General features: G+C 65.9%; 18 protein-coding genes. 9 read left to right on the forward strand and 9 right to left on the reverse strand.

Annotation, left to right across the window (positions count from 1 at the left end):
* Nucleotides 1-83: 83 nt before the first annotated feature.
* The 9 genes from AWB70_RS29030 to mpl all read right to left on the reverse strand — a co-directional run bounded on the left by AWB70_RS29030 (nt 84) and on the right by mpl (nt 9,616).
* Entirely contained in the window at nt 84-863 is a 780-nt protein-coding gene (locus AWB70_RS29030) for an SDR family oxidoreductase (RefSeq protein WP_053568777.1), read from the reverse strand.
* Nucleotides 860-1,537, reverse strand: a complete 678-nt coding sequence (locus AWB70_RS29035; protein ID WP_053568778.1) for a 2-dehydro-3-deoxy-6-phosphogalactonate aldolase — start codon at nt 1,535-1,537, stop codon at nt 860-862. Before AWB70_RS29035 ends, AWB70_RS29030 begins: the two co-directional genes overlap by 4 nt.
* Before the next feature lie 15 nt (nt 1,538-1,552).
* The gene (locus AWB70_RS29040) at nt 1,553-2,530 is read right to left on the reverse strand and encodes a 2-dehydro-3-deoxygalactonokinase (RefSeq protein WP_143281720.1); all 978 of its coding nucleotides are present in this window, start codon (nt 2,528-2,530) and stop codon (nt 1,553-1,555) included.
* Nucleotides 2,527-3,471, reverse strand: a complete 945-nt coding sequence (locus tag AWB70_RS29045; RefSeq protein ID WP_053568779.1) for an IclR family transcriptional regulator — start codon at nt 3,469-3,471, stop codon at nt 2,527-2,529. Before AWB70_RS29045 ends, AWB70_RS29040 begins: the two co-directional genes overlap by 4 nt.
* A gap of 338 nt (nt 3,472-3,809) precedes the next feature.
* On the reverse strand, nt 3,810-4,568 hold the full coding sequence (gene mtgA / locus AWB70_RS29050; protein ID WP_045451058.1) for a monofunctional biosynthetic peptidoglycan transglycosylase: 759 nt from the start codon (nt 4,566-4,568) through the stop codon (nt 3,810-3,812).
* Nucleotide 4,569: 1 nt separating this feature from the next.
* Nucleotides 4,570-5,421: a shikimate dehydrogenase gene (gene aroE, locus AWB70_RS29055; RefSeq protein WP_053568780.1), complete on the reverse strand. Its 852-nt coding sequence runs from the start codon at nt 5,419-5,421 to the stop codon at nt 4,570-4,572.
* Nucleotides 5,418-7,463: a ribonuclease catalytic domain-containing protein gene (locus AWB70_RS29060; RefSeq protein ID WP_053568781.1), complete on the reverse strand. Its 2,046-nt coding sequence runs from the start codon at nt 7,461-7,463 to the stop codon at nt 5,418-5,420. The genes aroE and AWB70_RS29060 overlap by 4 nt, the downstream gene beginning before the upstream one ends.
* 60 nt (nt 7,464-7,523) lie before the next feature.
* Nucleotides 7,524-8,123, reverse strand: a complete 600-nt coding sequence (locus AWB70_RS29065; protein ID WP_053568782.1) for a YqiA/YcfP family alpha/beta fold hydrolase — start codon at nt 8,121-8,123, stop codon at nt 7,524-7,526.
* Nucleotides 8,120-9,616: a UDP-N-acetylmuramate:L-alanyl-gamma-D-glutamyl-meso-diaminopimelate ligase gene (mpl, locus tag AWB70_RS29070; RefSeq protein ID WP_374730264.1), complete on the reverse strand. Its 1,497-nt coding sequence runs from the start codon at nt 9,614-9,616 to the stop codon at nt 8,120-8,122. Before mpl ends, AWB70_RS29065 begins: the two co-directional genes overlap by 4 nt.
* Nucleotides 9,617-9,733: 117 nt before the next feature.
* On the opposite strand from mpl, the gene AWB70_RS29075 reads away from it, so the two are divergent.
* The 9 genes from AWB70_RS29075 to AWB70_RS39120 all read left to right on the forward strand — a co-directional run bounded on the left by AWB70_RS29075 (nt 9,734) and on the right by AWB70_RS39120 (nt 15,830).
* Nucleotides 9,734-10,381, forward strand: a complete 648-nt coding sequence (locus AWB70_RS29075; protein ID WP_053568784.1) for a hypothetical protein — start codon at nt 9,734-9,736, stop codon at nt 10,379-10,381.
* A gap of 18 nt (nt 10,382-10,399) precedes the next feature.
* Complete coding sequence (locus AWB70_RS29080) at nt 10,400-10,942, forward strand: TlpA family protein disulfide reductase (protein ID WP_053568785.1); 543 nt, start codon at nt 10,400-10,402, stop codon at nt 10,940-10,942.
* A 205-nt stretch (nt 10,943-11,147) separates the two neighbouring features.
* Nucleotides 11,148-11,417: a hypothetical protein gene (locus AWB70_RS38510; protein ID WP_053568786.1), complete on the forward strand. Its 270-nt coding sequence runs from the start codon at nt 11,148-11,150 to the stop codon at nt 11,415-11,417.
* Nucleotides 11,418-11,491: 74 nt separating this feature from the next.
* Entirely contained in the window at nt 11,492-11,965 is a 474-nt protein-coding gene (accB, locus tag AWB70_RS29085; RefSeq protein ID WP_045451063.1) for an acetyl-CoA carboxylase biotin carboxyl carrier protein, read from the forward strand.
* Between the two features lie 23 nt (nt 11,966-11,988).
* Complete coding sequence (locus AWB70_RS38905; RefSeq protein WP_159680340.1) at nt 11,989-12,147, forward strand: hypothetical protein; 159 nt, start codon at nt 11,989-11,991, stop codon at nt 12,145-12,147.
* Nucleotides 12,140-13,507 (forward strand): acetyl-CoA carboxylase biotin carboxylase subunit, encoded by a 1,368-nt coding sequence (gene accC, locus AWB70_RS29090; RefSeq protein WP_014192291.1) that lies wholly within the window; start codon nt 12,140-12,142, stop codon nt 13,505-13,507. The genes AWB70_RS38905 and accC overlap by 8 nt, the downstream gene beginning before the upstream one ends.
* Nucleotides 13,508-13,528: 21 nt before the next feature.
* Nucleotides 13,529-14,431 carry a 50S ribosomal protein L11 methyltransferase gene (gene prmA / locus AWB70_RS29095; RefSeq protein WP_053568787.1) on the forward strand — a complete coding sequence of 301 codons (903 nt, stop codon included), beginning with the start codon at nt 13,529-13,531 and terminating at the stop codon, nt 14,429-14,431.
* Nucleotides 14,432-14,481: 50 nt separating this feature from the next.
* Nucleotides 14,482-15,444 carry a zinc-ribbon domain-containing protein gene (locus AWB70_RS29100; RefSeq protein WP_200826449.1) on the forward strand — a complete coding sequence of 321 codons (963 nt, stop codon included), beginning with the start codon at nt 14,482-14,484 and terminating at the stop codon, nt 15,442-15,444.
* The gene (locus AWB70_RS39120; RefSeq protein ID WP_200826450.1) at nt 15,411-15,830 is read left to right on the forward strand and encodes a DUF3426 domain-containing protein; all 420 of its coding nucleotides are present in this window, start codon (nt 15,411-15,413) and stop codon (nt 15,828-15,830) included. Before AWB70_RS29100 ends, AWB70_RS39120 begins: the two co-directional genes overlap by 34 nt.
* Nucleotides 15,831-15,867: the final 37 nt, after the last annotated feature.

The following is a 15,867-nucleotide window of genomic DNA, read 5'->3' on the forward strand; positions in this document are numbered from 1 at the left end:
AAGGTGGTGGCCGTGTCTTGTATTTATGAGGCGCACCGCGGCCAGTGCGTCGTCATTCTTTTGCTGGTTCTCGTTCAAGTCTTTCAGTCGTGGTACAGCGCCGAGCGCCCGCCATCGACCGTGATGCAACTCGCATTGATGAACGGCGCCTCGTCCGATGCGAGAAACACCGCCGTCATCGCCACTTCCTGCGGCTGACCGATGCGCTTCATCGGCTGCAGATCGAGCGTCGCCTGGCGCGCGGCTTTCGGGTCCGCTTGCGCATCCCACCAGTCGAGCGTCAATTGCGTTTCGATGTAACCCGGCGCGATTGCATTCACCCGCACGTTGTTCGGCGCGTATTCGATGCCGAGCGCGCGCGTCAGGCCGATCACGCCGTGCTTGGCCACCGGATACGGAAAGCAGCCCGCAATGATCTTGAAGCTGTGCGTCGACGCGATATTCACGATGCTGCCGCGCCCGCGTTCGACCATGCCGGGCAGCACCGCGCGGCAGCCGTTCCACACGCCGTCGAGATCGACGGCGAAGCAGCGGCGCCAGTCCTCGTCGGTCATCGTGAGCGGGTCGCAGAACACGTTGATGCCTGCGTTGTTCACGAGCACGTCGAGCGGGCCGAAGCGCGCTTCGGTCTGCGTCACCGCTGCTTGCACCGATGCGCTCTGCGTGACGTCGGTTTCGAGCGCGATCACGTTCGTCGTGCCGGTTTCGTGTCCGATGCGTTCCGCCGTTTCACGCGCCGTGGCGATGTCCAGCTCCGCCAGCACGACGCACGCGCCCTCGCGCGCGAACGCCAGCGCGATCGCCGCGCCGATGCCGCGTCCCGCGCCCGTGATCATCGCGACTTTGCCGGCCAGGCGGTTCATTTCGCCTCGCCTCGCGCAAGCGCCAGCCCGTCGATGAACGCCTTCGCGTGCGACGCCGTGACATCCGCGCTCTGGCCCGGCTTGTACAGCGCGGAACCGAGGCCGAAACCGTTCGCGCCGGCGGCGAGAAACGGTCCCATGTTGTCCGGCGCGATGCCGCCGACCGGCACGAGCGGCACGTCCTTCGCGATCACCGCGCGCCATGCCTTCGCGATCGCCGGGCCGAGCTGCTCGGCGGGAAACATCTTCAGCACGTCCGCGCCGTTCTTCAGTGCGAGAAACGCCTCGTTCGGCGTCGCGACGCCCGGCGCGCACGCAAGACCTTGCGCTTTCGCGGCGCGCACGACATCGGCATCGCTGTGCGGCATGACGATAAGCTCGCCGCCCGCGGCCTTCACGCTATCGACGTAACTCGGATGCAGCACCGTTCCCGCGCCGACGATCGCGTCGCGCGGCAACGCCTGGCGGATGGCCGCGATGCTGTCGAACGGCTGCGGCGAATTGAGCGGCACCTCGACGATGCGAAAGCCCGCTTCGTACAGCGCGCGGCCATGACCGGCGGCTTCGGCCGGCGTGACGCCGCGCAGGATCGCGATCAGCGGGCACGCGTCGAACGCCTTCGCGAGACCGTCGTGCATGCCGTACGGCGCGGGCAGATTGATGGGGGGCTGCATCGTGTTGACTCCTTGTCAGGCTGCGCGGGCGGGCGCGGCGATCAGGCCCGCCCGTGCGGCGATTCGGTGAAGGCCGTGCTCGGTGGCGTGCGCGACCGTCGGGGCATCGTGGCAGCCGAAGCGCGCGAGCGCCGCGCGATAGCGGTTGCACAGCGCGTCGTTGCCGATCAGGCGCAGCGTCCTGCCGGAAAGCGACGACTGCTGGCGCGCGAGCACTTCGTTCAGTCCGCGCAACTCGTGGCCGATCAGAAGTCCGGACAGATAATCCGGCTGCTGTTCCGCCGAAAGCTGGCCGGTGAGGCCAAGCGTGCGCGTGCTGAAGATCGTCGCGAGCAGGCCGGGATGACCGGCATCGCGCGCCGTATCGACGCCGCGCAGAAACGCCGGCTCGTCGTGCGTCGCGCTCGGATGCATCGTGCGGCCGAGAATCGTGTGATCGCGCAGCGCGCCGAAGGTCTCGCCCGTCATGAAGGTGTAGAAACGTTCGATGCGCGCATCGGCGACGAATGCCCATTTCGCATGCGTGCCCGGCAAGCCGATCAACGCGCCATCGGCTGCGGTCAGCGACGCATCGCTCGACAGCGCACCGAAGATCTGCGTTTCCTCGCCGCGCATCACATTGGGCAGCGCGCCTTGCTGCAGCACGCCCGGCACGACGTGCAAAGTCACGCCGCGCGCCGTTTTCACCGTGACGATGCCGGCGACGAGCGCATCGGCATCGGCGGGCGTCTCGACATACGGCGCCTCGACCCAGCCCTGCGCGCTGCCGACCATGCCCGCCGCGATGACGGGCAAGCGCGCATGCGCATCGAGCCACATGCCGCAGGTGTCCTCGAACGCCTGATCGAAGCCGCCCGCGGGCAGATTCATGATGCCCGCCGCCGACGTGCGCGTATCGAGCGCGAGGCCGTCGCTGCCGAGCAGATAGGCGCGCAGGGACGTCGTGCCCCAGTCGAGCGCGATGAGTGCGGGGTTCGATCCGGATGAAGTCATCGCTTGATCCTGCGGGCGGGCTGCGGGGCCCGCCAGCCGAGTTCCTCGGAAATCGCGCGCGCCTCGCGCTGCACGACCGGGATCAGTTCTTCCATGCGCTCGTGGGGCATATACGGAATCGTGCTCGCCACCGACAGCGCCGCGACGATCGCACCCGACGCATCGCGCACGGGCGCGGCGACGCAGCGGATCGACGCTTCGTTCTCTTCGAGGTCGAAGGTGAAGCCGCCCTGCGCATAGCGCGTCATGCGCTGGTTGAACGTGTCGAAGTCGGGGCGGTTATCGGGCTTGAAACTCGTCTTCGCGAGCGCGCGATGCGACGCTTCGAGCAGCCGCTTCCACGCGACCGATTCGAGATCGAGCATCATCGCCTTGCCGATGCCCGTCGACGCGAGCGGCATGCGATGCCCGACGCGCGAGCGCATTTCCAGCCCGCGCGTGCCGGGAATCTTGTCGATATAGAGGACGTCGTCGCCATCGCGCACGCCGAGGTGAATCGTGTCGTGCGTGTGATCGGCGAGCGCCTGGAGATGCGGGCGCGCTACGGCGGTGAGCGGCATTTGTTCGAGCGCGATCGTGCCCAGTTCGATCAGCTTCGGCCCGAGCAGATAGCCGCCCTGCACTTGCCGCAGATAGCGCGCCTGCACGAGCGAGCTGACGAGCCGGTGCGTCGTGCTGCGCGTCGTACCGAGCGCCGCGCCGAACGAGCGCAGATCGCGCGCGCCGTTCGCGGCGGCTTCGAGAATCGCGAGACCGCGCAGGAGCGTCTGGGTGCCGGCCTGCTGCGGCGTGATATCGACGAGCGCGCTCGGCAGTGCGATTGCGTCGGGATCGGGCGCGTGCTTCGGCGCGCTCGTGCCGACGGGCTTCACGCGAGGACCGCTCGTATGCGCGGCTTGCGCTTCGGCGGCGTCGGTTTCCGGGTTCTGGAACTTGGTCATGGCGCAGGTCTCCCGGCTGTCACGATGCGCATCGATCCGCGCACGCGGGCGCGGACCGGACGTGCAAGTCGAGCGAAGTGGCCCGCGCGTGCGGGCAGGCAATCGGATGCATGACGGTGTCTCCATTGTTCTGGTCGTGCGCGCCGGTGGGTTTCGGGTCGTCGCACGCCTATGCCGTTCAGGCTTTGGTCGGATTGTAGTTCCGGCTCTTTGATTTATTCAATATGTGACCGCACCGCTCACATAATGGGAAGAAAGCTGACGGTCGACAGCCTTTGTAAAACAAAAAAGCCCTGAAAAATCAGGGCTTTATATTGTTTAGCGCGGCGAACTAAATTTCATTGAGGCAGCTCCGCCGCGCCCATCCGGCGCGCGATCACCCCTGCGCGCTGCGACAGATACGGCGCGTTCCGGTGATCGTCGAAATACTTCGGGCGCGGCAGCATCACGGCGAGGCGCGCGCTTTGCCACGCGGTAAGTTTCGCCGCCGATGTCTTGTAGTAATAGCGCGCCGCCGCCTCCGCGCCGTACACGCCGTTGCCCCACTCGACCGAATTCAGATAGATCTCGAAGATCCGTTCCTTGTCCATCCAGAATTCGAGCATCCATGTGATGGCGAGCTCCTGCGCCTTGCGCACGTAGCTCTTTTCGCGCGAGAGGAAGAGATTGCGCGCGAGCTGCTGCGAAATCGTCGAACCGCCCGCGACGATCTTCCCGCGCGCCTTGTTCTTCTCCCACGCCTGCAGAATCGCGTCGGTCTCGTAGCCGTTGTTGTTGACGAAGTTGGCGTCTTCCGATGCGATGATCGCGCGCTTCAGATTGCGCGAAATCTGGTCGTACGGCACCCACGTGCGCTGCAGCGCAACGCCGGGATGCGTCTTCGCGAGCGTCCAGGCGTCGGCGCGCATGAACGCGGTCGGACCGGGATTCACGACCGTCCATACGCCGATCTGCGCGAAGAAATAAAGCTGCGTGGCAATGAACGCGATACCCAGCACCGACACGCCATACGCGATCCAGCGCGCCGGCCCGAGCCGCACCGCCTTGTGCGCGCGCGGCGTGCGGTGGTCGCGACTGCCGATAGGCGCGGTGGTCATGTCAGGCTTTGGCTGCGAGCATCTGGCGCAATTCGCGCAACACGGCGCCGCCGTCCGGGCGCACGCCGCGCCAGATGAAAAACGATTCGGCCGCCTGCTCGACGAGCATGCCGAGACCGTCCGACGCGCGCGCGCCGAGCTTGGTTGCGTGCTGCATGAAAACCGTGGGCTGCGCGCCGTACATCATGTCGTAGGCGAGCGTGTTCGCGCCGAACGCGCCGTCGTCGCAATCGGGCAAGGCGGCGTCGAGGCTGCCGGCGGTCGCGTTGACGATCACGTCGTAGCACCCGCTATCGACGATTCCCCCGCTGTCCGCGCCGCCGCCCGAGAAGCGCACGCCGCAGTCGGCCGCGTTCTGCGCGAACTGATCGACGAGCTGATGCGCTTTCGCCGCCGTCCGGTTGACGATGGTGAGCGCCGCCGGCGCACGATCGAAGATCGGCAGCACGACGCCGCGGGCAGCGCCGCCCGCGCCGAGCAGCAGAATGCGCGCGCCCTTCAGACTCACGCCCAGATTCACTTCGATGTCGCGCACGAGCCCGACGCCGTCGGTGTTGTCGCCGCGCACGCCATCGGGACCGAACGCCAGCGTGTTCACCGCGCCCGCCGCCGCCGCGCGCGGCGACAGCGAATCCGCGAACGCGTGCGCGTCGAGCTTGAACGGCACGGTGACGTTCATGCCGCGCCCGCCCGACGCGATGAATTGCCTGACTTCACGCTCGAAGCCGCCGAGCGGTCCGAGAATGCGCCCGTATTCGACCGGCTCGCCGGTCTGCGCGGCGAATTTCGCGTGAATCCAAGGCGACTTGCTGTGCTCGATCGGATTGCCGATCACCGCGTATTGATCTTTCATGGCGTCGGTTCCTGCGCGTTGCCGGGCGTTTCGGAGGGTTGGGCCGTCGATGCTTCCGCCTGCGCTTCGGCTTCGCTCTCGGCGGAGAGATCGTCGGCCTCGATGATTTCTTCTTCCGCTTCGTCTTCCTCGACCGCCGCGCCCGGCGCATCGATCACGTTCAGCAGACGGCACGACGCTTCGACCGTGAGTTCATCGATGGATACGACTTCGAGCATCACACGCGTGCCCCGCGCATGCACGCCCAAGCCGGGCACGTGCAGGATCAGCGGAATCTCTTCGAGGCGCACGAGATCGTCCTTGATGACGGATGCCGGAACGTGCCGCTTGTTTTCCTGCTTCAGCCAGCGCAGGCACCAGAAATACTCCATGCGGCGCTGATGATCGGCGTACGCGGTGTAGGTATCGTCGAAGCCTTGCACGACGGCGAAGAGATCGGCGTCCTTCGGCTTGAACGGCGCGGCGAGCTTCGCGGTCACGCCGTGCTGCACGCACGCGATCAGTTGCCATTGATTGACGAGATCGACATAGCGGCGCAGCGGCGACGTGCTCCACGCATATTGCGCGACGCCGAGCCCTTCGTGCGGCGCGGGCGTCGTCTGCATGCGCGTGCGCTTCGGGCCCGGACCGCCGAAACCGCGCTGCGAACGGTAGATGCCCGGCACGCCGTGATCGTTGAGGAACGCGCCCCACGACGAGTTCGCGAGAATCGCCAGTTCCGCGACGATCAGATCGAGCGGCGAACCGCGGCGGCGCGGCGTGATGGTGATGTGCTCGCCATCCACGTAAAAATTGAAGTCGTTGTTGCGCTGCACTTCGCGCTTCAGGCCATACGTGGCACGCGCCTGCTGGCGCTTTTCGAAGAGCGCCTGCGCGAGCGGCCACAGCACGGCAATGTCTTCCTTGTGCGGATAATCGCCTGTGCCGGCGGCGAGGCTTTCCTCGGTGACGTGCTCGTCGAGATGGTTGTGGCGCAGGTTGCTTTTCACGAACACGCGTTCGGCGCGCGTTTCGGTCGCGACGATATCCTGCGTCTCCCGATTCACAATGATGTAGAGCGACAGCGCCGGGCGCAATCCGCCTTCGCCGAGCGTGAATACATCGACGACGTTATCGGGCAGCATCGTGATCTTGTCGCCGGGCATGTAGACGGTCGACAGACGCCCGCGCGCGATCGCGTCGATGGCGTCGCCGCGCGCGATGCCGAGCGCCGGCGCCGCGATGTGAATGCCGATTCGCACGCGGCCATCGGAAAGATCCTCGACGGAGAAGGCGTCGTCGATTTCGGTCGTGGTGACGTCGTCGATGGAGAACGCCTGGACGTTCGCTTCGGGCAGATCTTCGGGCAACGGCCCCGGCTGCACCGACGGAAAGCCGATGCCGTGCGGAAAGTACTCCGACAGAAAGCGCGCTTCGTGCAGCGCCCGCGGCGACGCGATGCCGCCGCATTCGAGCATCAGCCGCGCCTGCGAAATGCCGCGCGCGGCGGCCGCCGCTTCGAGCGCCTTGTATTCGATGGAATTCTTGTCGGGCTTCGTGAGCAGGCCGAGCGCCTTGCCCTTGAGCGCCTCGGGCAGTTTGCCCGCCTTCAGCTCGTCTTCGTAGCCTTGCTGCACGAGCGCCTGCTGACGCTTGCGTTCGAGGCCGGCGAGCGCCATCTGCAATTGCTCCTGCGGCGCGCGCTGATACTGCCCGCGCCCCTTGCGGCGGAAATACACCGGCGCGCCGTGCATGCGCAACACCAGCGCGGCGCGTTCGGCGGGGCCGAACTTGTCGCCGAAATAGTCCGCGCCGAGCGCGGCGAACGGAAACTCGTCGTCGGGCGCGCATTCCCACAGAAAGTCGAGATCGATCTCCTGCGCGATGGCGTCGGCTTCCTGCATCAGGTCGCCGGCGGCGGGTTTCTCGAATTCGATCAGCACGTCTTTCGCGCGCACCTTCGCGCGCCGCCCGCCCGGCAACTCGACCTGGAATGCGTCGCCCTGTTTGGACAGCACCGATCCGGCCTTGAAACTACCCGATTCCTCGAAGAAAACGTTCACTCAATACTCTCGTAAGACGGTGGACCGGGTCGCGTCGTTCGCGCCGGTGGTTGAATGGTGTCAGGCTGCCGCGGGTGTCGCGAGCGGCGGCGGCGTCTGATCGCAGAACGCGATGACATCGGCGAGATAGGCCGGAAAGTCGCTGATCGCGTGATCGCCGCCCTGAATCAGCGTGGTCCGCACGCCGGGATAGTGGGCGAGCATGGTGCGGTAATCGAGCACTTCGTCGCCGCTTGCCGCGATCAGATAGTAGCGCTCGGGCCGCGTGATCGTTTCGACCGCGAGCGCGCGCAGTTCGTCGAGATGACGCGGCAATACGGTGATGCTGCCGTCGCCATGCCAGAGCGGCTGCTCGCCGAGATAGTGGCTCAGATCGCGATCCGGCACCACGGCGGGGTTGAGCAGCACGGCGCGCCAGCCGTGCTTTTCCGCGAGATGCGTGGCGTAGTAGCCGCCGAGCGAACTGCCGACGACGGTGACGTCGCCCGCCGCGGTGCCCGCCGCGAGCGATTCCGCCAGCGCGACGGCCTCGAACGGCGACACCGGCAGCGTCGGGCACTGCCATTCGCCAAGCCGCCCGAGTTCCGCGAGCCGCGCATGCATCACGCGCGCCTTGAACGACTGGGGAGACGAGCGAAAGCCGTGCAGATAGAGAATCACGAATGTCCTCCTGCGCCACGCGCCGAAAGCGCGTCGAGCAGTTTCTGATGCACGCCGCCAAAGCCGCCGTTGCTCATCACGAGCACGTGGTCGCCAGGGCGCGCGGCGGCCGTGACCGCCTTCACCAGAGGTTCGATTTCGTTGAACGCCCGCGCCTTGTCGCCGAGCGGGGACAGCGCTTCGGCCAGATCCCAGCCGAGCTTGTCGCGGCCTTCGCGCGCGCCATAGCCGAATACCAGATCGGCCTCGGCGAGACTCGCGGGCAACTGCGCTTTCATCGTGCCGAGCTTCATCGTGTTCGAGCGCGGTTCGAGCACGGCGAGAATGCGCGTGTTGTCCGATTTGCCGATGCGCGTGCGCAAACCGGCGACCGTCGTTTCGATGGCGGTCGGATGATGCGCGAAGTCGTCGTAGACCGTGACGCCGTCGACGCCGCCTTTCACTTCCATGCGCCGCTTGACGTTGCGAAACGCGGCGAGCGATTTCACCGACTGCGCCGCCGGCACGCCGACCGAGCGCGCCGCCGCGATCGCCGCGAGCGCGTTCATGCGATTGTGCTCACCCTGCACCTGCCAGTCGACGACGCCCTGCCGCACGCCTTCCCAGTACACGGCGAACTGCTCGTCGGCGCGCGCGCCTTCTTCCGCGGGCAACGCCTGCCAGCCGCCCTCGACGCCGAAGCGCTCCACGCCCGACCAGCAGCCCCGCGTCAGCACGCGTTCGAGCGCGGCCTCGCGCCCGTTCGTAACGATGCGGCCGATGCCCGGCACCGTGCGCACGAGATGATGGAATTGCGTTTCGATCGACGCGAGATCGGGGAAGATGTCGGCGTGATCGAATTCAAGATTGTTGAGCACGGCCGTGCGCGGACGATAGTGGACGAACTTCGAGCGCTTGTCGAAGAACGCGGTGTCGTATTCGTCGGCCTCGATGACGAAGAAGCTTGAATCGGTCAGGCGCGCGGAAATGCCGAAGTTGAGCGGCACCCCGCCGATGAGAAAGCCCGGATTCATGCCGGCGTCTTCGAGCAGCCACGCCAGCATGGAGCTCGTCGTGGTCTTGCCGTGCGTGCCCGCGACCGCGAGCACCCACTTGCCGTTCAGCACATGTTCGCCGAGCCACTGCGGGCCGGACGTGTACGGCAGCCCGCGATCGAGAATGGCCTCCATCAGCGGATTGCCACGCGTCACCACATTGCCGATGACGAACAGATCCGGTTCGAGCGAAAGCTGCTCGACGCCATAGCCTTCGATCAACTCGATGCCCTGCGCTTCGAGCTGCGTGCTCATCGGCGGGTAGACGCCCGCGTCGCAGCCAGTGACCTTGTGGCCCGCTTCGCGCGCCAGAACCGCGAGTCCGCCCATGAAGGTGCCGCAGATGCCGAGGATGTGGATATGCATAAAACGTGTCGCGCCGCGCGGGCGATTGAGATGCGAAACAGGGACGGCGCCGTTGCGTGAAGCTAAGAGCAACCTAAGGGCAAACCCGTGCAGAAAGGCGCCTGAAGGCGCATATTGTAACCGAGCGGGCTAAGCCTTCCGCCGCCTGCGCAAGCCCGCCGCACCCGGTCCGCAAAAGGGCCGCCCGAGGTTATCTAGTATCATTCCGGCATGGTTCGCAAATCACATTTCGATCCGCAACGCGTGCGCGAGGAAATCGCGATCGCGGCTGCGCGGATGATCGCCGAAGACGGCCTCGACTACTCCACCGCCAAGCGCAAGGCCGCGAAGCTCGTGGTCGGCGAGACGAAGATCGGCGGCGAATTCCTGCCGGACAACGATCAGATCGAAGAGGAAATCCGCGAATATCAGGCGATCTTCCAGAGCGACAGTCAGCCGGCCGTGCTGCGCCGCATGCGCGAGATCGCGCTCGACTGGATGGAGCGTCTCAAGCCCTTCGATCCGTACCTGACGGGCGCGGTGCTCAACGGCACGGCGGGCGAGCATTCCGACATCCATTTGCAATGCTTCTGCGACAATCCCAAGGAAGTCGCGATTTACCTGCTGAACGCGAACATACAGTACGACGTGTCGGAGACTCGGCATTTCGCCGGGCGCGGCTACGTAGAGACGCTGAGTTTTCTGCATCGGACGCGCGGCGAGGAGCCGGTCGGCGTGCATATCGCGCTCTATGGCCCCGATGACCTGCGCGGCGCCGTACGCGCGGACGGCCGCGGACGCCTCGCGCGCGCGAATACGGCGGCGGTGCGCGCGCTGCTCGACCATCCCGACGCCCCGCCGCTCGAAATCGGCGGCTGATCTATCTTCCGGACGCTCATGAAAAGCACACGCATTCTTGCGGCTCTCGTGGTCGCGGTCGCCGCGACCGTCGGCGGCTTCTACGCGGGCCACGTGTTCACCGGCAGCGACACCGTCGCCGCGACAACCCAGCCGGGCGGCAACGCCGTGGATCAACTCTGGAAGGCCACGCCGCCCGGCGCGTCCGGCACGGCCCAGCCGCTTGCCTCGTTCAAAGGCAAGCCGGTCGTCGTCAACTTCTGGGCGTCGTGGTGCGGTCCGTGCGTGAAGGAAATGCCCACGCTCTCCGCGATGCAGCGCGAATACGAGAAGAAAGGGATCACGTTCATCGGACTTGGCGTCGATAGCGAGAAGAACGTCAACGACTTCCTGCACAAAGTGCCCGTCGCCTACCCCGTCTACGTGACGGGTTTCGGCGGCGCGGACCTTGCGCGCAGCTTCGGCAATAATGCCGGTGGCCTGCCCTTCACGGTGGTGATCGATTCGAAGGGCGAGGTCCGCTCGACGAAACTCGGCGAAGTCGATCCGGCCGAGTTGCGCCACACGCTCGACAACCTGTAAAAATTCGCAGCCGATAGACAGCGAGTTGCGTGAAGTAAGCTGTGAGTTAGCGGGCTTTACACGGAACTTGCGGAAAATTCGCCGTATCGGGCGGAACCGCGCGGTAATTTGTCCCGCCGTTTCAGACGGGACCGCAGAGTAAAACTAGACAAAATTCTCTAAACGGCGCTAAAGTGCGCCCAATTCCGCACAACCCGAAGCGACTATGACTACACCGCTGGCGCCAGAAGGCAAGCTCGCCGTCGAGTCCGGCTACCGTGAAACCGGTGCCGGCCGTCGCGAGGCGTCGCCAGCAGTCATGCGCGTGCGGTTCGGGCGCGCGCTTCAAAGCGACCATGCCGATGCGTTCGATACGAACGTGTGCGGCGTGTCGATCGATTCTGCCGTCGATTTTCCCGGCGGCGCATGCACGGGCGCGACACTGCGCCACGCGTCTGCGCGCGCTGAACGGCTGGCCGCGCTGGCTCGCCGCTGAAGTTAGAACACCCACAAATCAAGTCAAGTGCCGGGCCGATTCCCGGTCTCCAAGTATTGAAAGGGGATTTTTCGATGGACCTTCGTAAACTCAAAACGCTGATCGACCTCGTCTCGGAATCCGGCATCTCGGAGCTGGAAGTGACGGAAGGCGAAGGCAAGGTTCGCATCGTCAAGAACGCCGCGCCCGTCTACATGCAGGCGCCGCAGCAGTACGCGCCGCAAGTGCAGGCATCGGCAGCGCCGCAATTTGCCGCCACGGGCGAAGCGGGCGCGCCGGCAGCGGCCACGCCCGCGGCATCCGCGCCGCAGGGCCATATCGTGACCTCGCCGATGGTCGGCTCGTTCTACCGCGCGCCGTCGCCGGGCGCGGACCCGTTCATCCAGGTCGGCGATACGGTGAAGGAAGGCCAGACGATCTGCATCATCGAAGCGATGAAGCTCTTGAACGAGATCGAAGCGGACAAGGCTGGCGTCGTGAAGGAAATCCTCGTCGAGAACGGCCAGGCGGTCGAGTACGGCCAGCCGCTCTTCGTGATCGGCGACTAAAGGCGCGCCGGGCCGTGCCGCGGATGCTTCGCGCAGCCGCCGCCGGCTTCACCGCGCCGGCGCCGGAACGACCTCGATTCGTCGAGAAATTCGTCGAGAAATGTGTCGAGAAGCGCGCCGCCGATTCGATCCCCGAGGGCCGCTCGCGCGAGCCCGTTGATGAGCCGACCCACTATGTTTGAAAAAATTCTCATTGCGAACCGCGGCGAAATCGCGCTTCGCATCCAGCGCGCGTGCCGCGAACTGGGCGTCAAGACAGTCGTCGTCTATTCCGAAGCCGACAAGGAAGCGAAGTACGTCAAACTGGCCGACGAAGCCGTGTGTATCGGCCCGGCGCCTTCGAATCTCTCCTATCTGAACATGCCGGCGCTCATCAGCGCGGCCGAAGTCACCGACGCCGAAGCCATCCACCCTGGCTACGGCTTCCTCTCCGAGAACGCCGATTTCGCCGAACGCGTCGAGCAATCGGGTTTCACCTTCATCGGCCCGCGTCCCGAAACCATCCGGCTGATGGGCGATAAAGTCACCGCCAAGCAGACGATGATCAAGACCGGCGTGCCTTGCGTGCCGGGTTCGGAAGGCGCGTTGCCGGACGATCCGCGCGAGATCGTGAAGATTGCGCGCACGATCGGCTACCCCGTCATCATCAAGGCGGCGGGCGGCGGCGGCGGGCGCGGCATGCGCGTGGTGCATACGGAAGCGGCGCTCGTGAACGCGGTCAACATGACGCGCGAGGAAGCGGGCCGCGCCTTCGGCAACCCGCAGGTGTACATGGAGAAGTTTCTCGAGAACCCGCGCCACATCGAGATTCAGGTGTTGTCGGACTCGTTTCGCAACGCGATCTGGCTCGGCGAGCGCGACTGCTCGATGCAGCGCCGTCACCAGAAGGTGATCGAGGAAGCGCCGGCGCCGGGCATCGCGCGCCGTCTGATCGAACGTATCGGCGACCGCTGCGCGGACGCGTGCAAGAAGATGGGCTATCTCGGCGCGGGCACGTTCGAGTTCCTGTACGAGAACAACGAGTTCTACTTCATCGAGATGAACACGCGCGTGCAGGTGGAGCATCCGGTGACGGAACTCATCACGGGCGTCGATATCGTGCAGGAACAGATTCGCATCGCGGCGGGCGAGAAGCTCGCGATCCGCCAGAAGGACATCCAGTTCAAGGGACACGCGATCGAATGCCGGATCAACGCGGAAGATCCGTTCAAGTTCACGCCGTCGCCGGGGCGCATCACGTCGTGGCACACGGCGGGCGGTCCGGGCATTCGCGTCGATTCGCACGCTTACGCCAATTACTTCGTCCCGCCGAACTACGATTCGATGATCGGCAAGCTGATTGCCTACGGCGCGACGCGCGAGCAGGCGATCAACCGCATGCGCATCGCGTTGTCGGAAATGGTCGTGGAAGGCATCTCGACCAACATTCCGCTGCATCGCGAGATGATGATCGATGCGAAGTTCGTCGAGGGTGGAACGAGCATCCACTATCTCGAGAACAAGCTGGCCGCGCGCCAGGCCGCGGTGGCGGAAGAGTCGTAAGCAAGGACGAGAGACACGAGCATGAGTTACCGGGAACTGATCGCCGAGCTGGATCGCGAGCACGCCGAAGCGCTGTCGGATGCGCTGCTTGAAGTCGGCGCGCTCTCGGTGTCCGTCGAAGACGCCGACGCCGACACGCCCGACGAGCAGCCGCTCTTCGGCGAACCGGGACTCGTGCCCGAAAAGAGCGCGTGGAAGCATTCGCGCGTGGTCGCCTTGCTCGCCGAAGACGCCGATCCGGCCGTGCTGCTCACGGCCGCCGCGAACGAAATCGGCTTGCAGCACGCGCCCGCGTTCACCGTGCGCGACGTCGAGGAGCAGGACTGGGTGCGTCTCACGCAGGCGCAGTTCGATCCGATTTCCATTGGCGAGCGCATCTGGGTCGTGCCCTCGTGGCACGACGCGCCGGATCCGGACGCACTCGTGCTCGAACTCGATCCGGGCCTGGCCTTCGGCACCGGCAGCCATCCGACCACGCGTCTTTGCATGGAGTGGCTGGAGCAGTCGGTGAAGCCGGGGCAATCGCTGCTCGATTACGGCTGCGGCTCCGGCATCCTCGCCATTCTCGCGAAGAAGTGCGGCGCGAATCCCGTGGTCGGCATCGACATCGACCCGCAGGCGGTTGAGTCGGCGCGCCAGAACAGCGAACGCAATCGCGCGGACGTGACCTACGGCTTGCCGGATGCCTGTCCCGATGGCGAGTTCGATATCGTCGTCGCGAATATTCTTTCGAATCCCCTCAAGCTGATGGCGTCGATGCTCGCCGCGAAGGTGAAGCCGGGCGGCAGGATCGCGCTGTCGGGCGTGCTCGCGCGGCAGGCCGACGAAGTCGCGGCGGTCTACGCGCAGTGGATCGATATCGGCGTCTGGCGCGAGTACGAAGGCTGGGTGTGCCTCGCGGGAACGCGGCGCGAAAGCCTTTAAAATAGCGCCATCTTCCACGATCAGGCCGTCAGGCCTACGGCACTTCTTATATGGCGCTGGCAACCCGCTGCCCCCACTGCGAAACCGTATTCAAGCTGGACCCGCATCTGCTCGCGCCGCATGACGGCCGCGTGCGCTGCGGACATTGCCAGGAAGTATTCGATGCCGCGCATCATCGCTTCGAGCTTCCCGACGAGCCGGCTGCGGCAGGCGCCGCGCAACATGCCGCGATCATCGACGACGACGTCGCCGTCGGTCCCGCGACGAGTTCGGGCGCCGGTCCCGTTCGCGCGCCGGACCTGCCCGCGCATGCTCCGACCGTCCCCGAACCGCCGCTGAAGCCGAAGCCCTTCGCACCGCGCAACCTCGAACTCGGCGCGGCAAAGCACACTGATACGCCAACTCCGTCAGCCAGCGCCGCTCCCGGCGAGCAGGACGAGCGCACGGTCTACGCGAACGCGCCCTCCTTCGCGGGCGCGCCCGGGCAAACGCGGACCGCGCCGCCGCGCGCCGAGGCGTCGCACGGCGCGGCGAACGAGCCTTCCGCGCTGCCCGCCGAACCGGGGCCGATCAAACAATTCGTGCGCGTGGGCGCAGCCCATCCCGAAGCGGCCAATTCGGCCCGAACCGGCGCCGATGCGCCGCCGCCCGGCGAGTTGCCCGCTCCGCCGTTCGATCCGTTGAAGGATCGCGCGGAGCCGTTCATCGGACCCGCGCCCCGAGTGGATGCGCCGCCTCCCCGCCCTGCGCCGGAGCCGCCCGCGTCATCCGCGTGGCGCGACGACGCCGAGCCCGCCTTCGCCGACGAGCCGCCCGCCGCGCCGCGCCGCTCGAGTGCGAACGAGAAGTTTCCGGTCATTCGCGAACCGCGCGCGGCCAGCCAGCCGCGCGAATTCCACCCGCCGGCGCGCGCGACCGCGAGCAAGGCAAGCGCATCGCGGGCATCATCGCCGCGGTGCTGCTGGCGCTGCTGCTCCTCGTGCAACTGGCATGGTGGCAGCGCGAAAGCGTGATGGTGCTCGTGCCCGGCTCGCACATGCTCTACTCGAATGTCTGCGATCAGATCGGCTGCACGATCTCGCCGCCGCGCGATATCGATGGCTTGCAAATCGAGAGCTCGGGGCTGCGTCAGGTGGACGGCCCGCACAAGCTCGAACTGAAGCTGTCGCTGCGCAACCGGCTGGACGTGGCGCTCGCGTATCCGGCGCTCGAACTCACGCTGCTCGACGACAAGAACAACGTCGCCATCCGGCGCGTGCTCTGGCCGCAGGATTACGCGCGACCGGGTACGATATTCGCCGTCGGCCTCGCGCCGCAAAGTGCGCAACCGGTCATCGTCCGGCTCGATACGGGCGATGCGGTTGCCGCGAATTACCGGGTTCAGGTCTTTTATCCCTGATATCGCGAAGGCAGCGCGGCTTCGATGCCGCGTTGTC

It is taken from the genome of Caballeronia cordobensis, assembly GCF_001544575.2.
Classification (GTDB): domain Bacteria; phylum Pseudomonadota; class Gammaproteobacteria; order Burkholderiales; family Burkholderiaceae; genus Caballeronia; species Caballeronia cordobensis.